Origin of the sequence: Arenimonas sp., from assembly GCF_019459675.1 — a bacterium.
GTDB lineage: Bacteria > Pseudomonadota > Gammaproteobacteria > Xanthomonadales > Xanthomonadaceae > Arenimonas.
Genome location: NZ_JAIBFH010000348.1, coordinates 1 through 3,954, shown reverse-complemented (window position 1 = coordinate 3,954; position 3,954 = coordinate 1). Strand labels below are relative to the sequence as shown.

The window sequence follows — 3,954 nt, the reverse complement described above, 5'->3', positions numbered from 1 at the left end:
GCCATCGCCGGCAAGACCAACGGGGCCTTCGGGCCCCGTTTTTCTTTGCCCGTCGTCCCGCGTCACGCCGGGCCCCGTCGGCACGGTCGCCGCGCAGGTCGTGCCCGGCAACAGCGCATGACAGAATCCACCGATGTCTTCGCCCCCTGATTCCGGATCCGCACTGGCCGCCCTGGTCGAGCGCGCCCTGTCGCGGCTGGCCGAGCGCGCGCCCGACGCGCTGTCTTCGCCCGAGCGGCGGGAAGGCCTGGCCGCGCTGGCGCTGTGCAGCGATTTCGCCATCGACACGCTGTGCCGCCAGCCTGAGCTGATCGACCGCCTGGACGCCCCGTTCGCCCCGCCGCCGTTGCTTGACGCCGGCCAGGAAGCCGACTGGCCGGCAGGCCTGCGCCGCTGGCGCGCGGCGGAATCCACCCGTCTTGTCTGGCGCGACCTGCGCGGCATGGACGACGTTGACGCCACGCTGGCGGGCAGCAGCCGCATCGCCGATGCCGCGCTGCAGTCGGGCGTGGCGGCGCTGTCGGCGCAGCTGACGGAGCGCCACGGCGTGGTGCGCAATGCCGCCGGCCAAGCGCAGTCGCTGGTGGTCTTTGGATTGGGCAAGCTGGGCGGCGGCGAGCTCAACTTCAGCTCCGACGTGGACCTGGTGTATGCCTTCCCCGAACACGGCCAGAGCGACGGCGCCCGCCCGCTGGACGCCGAGGCCTGGTTCACGCGGCTCGGGCAGCGCCTGGCGCAGCTGTTGGGCGACGTCACCGCCGACGGCTTCTGCCACCGGGTGGACCTGCGGCTGCGGCCCTTCGGCGCCAGCGGCCGCCTGGTGCTGAGCTTTGGCGCCATGGAGCAGTATTTCCAGCGCGAAGGGCGCGACTGGGAGCGCTACGCCTGGATCAAGGCCCGGCCGGTGGCGGGCGACCTGGCGGCGGGTGAGTCCCTGCTCAAGACGCTGCGGCCGTTCGTGTACCGGCGCTATCTTGATTACGGCGCGCTGGACGGGCTGCGCGAGATGAAGGCGCTGATCGCCGCGCAGGTGCAGCGGCGCGAGCTGGCCGAAGACCTCAAGCTGGGCCCCGGCGGCATCCGCGAGGTGGAGTTCCTGGTGCAGGCGCTGCAGCTGATCCGCGCCGGCCGCGAGCCCGCGCTGCGCGGGCGCGCGCTGCTGCCTGCGCTGGCGGCGCTGGCGGCCGCCGGCCATGTCGCGCCGGCCACGGCAGACCGGCTGGCCGCCGCCTATCGCGCCCTGCGCCGGCTTGAGAACCGCGTGCAGATGCTGGGCGACCAGCAGGTGCACGCGCTGCCCGACGATCCCCTGGCGCGGCTGCGCATTGCGCGTGCCCTCGGCCACGCCGACACCGCGGCCATGCTGGCCGACATCGACAGCCACCGCAGCGTGGTGGCCGAGGAGTTCGCCGGCCTGCTGGAGGCGCGGCGACGGCGCCGTGCCCCGGCCAATGCGCTGGTGGACTACTGGCGCGCGCTGCCCGACGGCGGCGACGCGCAGGTGTTGGCCGACGCCGGCTTCGGCGATGCCCAGGGCCAGGACGCCGCGCTGCGTGACTTCGCCCGCACGCCGGCAGTGCGCGCGCTGTCGGGTCGCGGTCGCCAGCGCTTGGACAACGTGCTGCCCGCGCTGCTGGCCGCTGCTGCCCGCAGCGACGCGGCCGACGCTTCGCTGCCGCGTGGCCTGGCCCTGCTGCAGGCGATCACCCGGCGCACCAGCTACCTGGCGCTGCTGGAAGAACAGCCGGCCGCGATGGCGCGGCTGGCCGACGTCACCGCGCGCAGCGCGCTGCTCTCCGAGCGGCTGGCCGCCCACCCGCTGCTGCTCGACGAACTGCTGGACTCGCGCGCCGCCGGCCCCGTGCCGGACGAGGCGCAGGTGGCCGCACTGGTGGCCGCGGTGCCGCGCACCGGCGACACCGAAGCCGCACTCAACGCGCTCAACGAAGTCCGCCAGGCCATCGGTTTCCGCGTGGGCCTGGCCACGCTGGGCCAGCGCCTGCCGCCGGGCGACGCCACGCAGCGACTGGCGGCGCTGGCGGAAAACCTCCTGCTGGCAACGCTGGACGTGGCCGAGTGCGACATCATCGCCGCCCATGGCCGGGTGCCCGGCGCCGGGCTGGCGGTGTTGGGCTACGGCAGCCTGGGCGGCCGCGAGCTGGGCTTCGGCTCCGACCTGGACCTGGTGTTCCTGCACGACGCGCCGGCCGACGCCAGCTCCGACGGCGCCCGCCCGCTGGACGCCCCCCGCTATTTCGCGCGGCTGGCGCAGCGCCTGGTCAGCCTGCTGGGCACGGTGACCGGGGCGGGAAAACTCTACGAAGTGGACGTGCGCCTGCGGCCCGACGGCGCCAAGGGCATGCTGGTGTCGAGCCTGGACAGTTTTTCCGACTACCAGCGCCAGCGGGCCTGGACCTGGGAGCGGCAGGCGCTGGTGCGCGCGCGCCCGATCGCCGGCGCACCGCGGGTGCAGGCGGCGTTCGAGGCCATACGCACCCAGACCCTTTGCCAGCCGCGCGACCACGCCGCGCTGCGCACCGACGTGGTGGCCATGCGCCGACGCATGCGCACTGAGCTGGACCGCAGCAGCGCTGCGCGCTTCGACCTCAAGCAGGGCGAAGGCGGCCTGGTTGACCTGGAGTTCCTGGTGCAGGCCCTGGTGCTGGAACATGCGGCGTCGCATCCGTCGCTGGTGCAGCCCCGCGGCACGCCCGAGCTGCTGGCGGCGCTGGGCGAAGCCGGTGTACTGGCGTCGGACGAGTTGGCCGCACTGCTCGATGCACACGCGCTGATGCTGGGACTGGGGCTGGACTGCACCCTGGACCAGCGGCCGCGGCTGGTGCCGCCCGATGATGCGCTGGACGCGGCGCGCGCCGTTGTGCACCGCGCCTGCCGCCGTTTCGACCTCGAGTTCACCTGAGCGCCCCGCACGGCCGGAACGCCCGGCCCGGCTACCCGCCGAGGCGCTGGCGGACCTGGTCGGCCACGCGCGGGGTCTCCCGAAGAGGCTGCGCGTCGAAGGCCTCGGCGTGCTTGCCCAGCGCGCGGATGCGGCCGCGGCGCAGCAGTTCGTCCAGGTAAAGCCGCACGCGCCCCGTGGCCCGCCCCGGTTCGGCCACGTACACCGGCGCGGGGGTGGCGCAGGCTTCCGACACCATGTTCACCGAATCGGGCGACACCACGATGCGGTCGGCCCAGGCCAGCGCGCCGGCGTAAGGGTTGGCGCCGTCGCTGTCGTCGAACCAGCGCAGCCCGGGGGTATCGGCCCAGTAGGCGCGCGCAAGCTGCGCCAACTGCGGCGGCGTCCGGCGCGACCCGATCACCACCAGACTGCCGCCGGACTTGGCCAGCCAGTGCTCCAGTCGCGACGCCATGACTTCAAAGGCGCTGCGGTCGAAGCGCACCGCCTTGGTGGGGCCGCCCAGCAGCACCACCGTGCGCGGCGAAGGCAGCTCGCCCAGCGATGCGAACGCCGCGCGACCCGCCTGCAGCCAGGCGTCGTCCACCGGGTTGAGGCTGCCGCAGAGCGTGATAACGTTCGCCCCGCGCAGACCGTCGTGTTCCGGCGCGACCACGACGTCCCAGCGGGCAGGGTCCATGCGCGGGTCCAGCAGCTGCACCGTGCGCGCGCCGCGTTCGCCCAGCAGCCGCGTGGCCAGCGCCGCGCGCCGGCCGCAGCCGATCGCCAGCGCGGGTGGCTGGCCCAGGGACCGGAGGAACTCGCTGCCGAACGCGCGGCCACTGCCCGGAAGCCGGTGAGGCGCCAGCCATGACCACGGCGCCGACGTGGACAGCGCCCACTCGTGCACGCGTGGCGAAAGGGCGTGGGCCAGGGCAAGCACCTGCCGGCGATGGCCGGCGGCGCCGTCATGCAGGGCCCAGCAGGAATCGGAAACCGTCGGCATGCCCGAAGGGTAGCCGGAAAGGCGGGCGGGGCGCGCGCCGGGGGGGCGC

General features: G+C 74.4%; 2 protein-coding genes. One reads left to right on the top strand and one right to left on the bottom strand.

The features are described 5' to 3' along the window. The first annotated feature begins 133 nt into the window (after window positions 1-133). Window positions 134-2,920 carry a bifunctional [glutamate--ammonia ligase]-adenylyl-L-tyrosine phosphorylase/[glutamate--ammonia-ligase] adenylyltransferase gene (glnE, locus tag K0M70_RS11690; protein WP_290782101.1) on the top strand — a complete coding sequence of 929 codons (2,787 nt, stop codon included), beginning with the start codon at window positions 134-136 and terminating at the stop codon, window positions 2,918-2,920. 31 nt (window positions 2,921-2,951) lie between these two features. Here glnE and K0M70_RS11685 read toward each other — a convergent pair whose 3' ends face one another. After that, window positions 2,952-3,905, bottom strand: a complete 954-nt coding sequence (locus tag K0M70_RS11685) for a mitochondrial fission ELM1 family protein (RefSeq protein WP_290782103.1) — start codon at window positions 3,903-3,905, stop codon at window positions 2,952-2,954. Window positions 3,906-3,954: the final 49 nt, after the last annotated feature.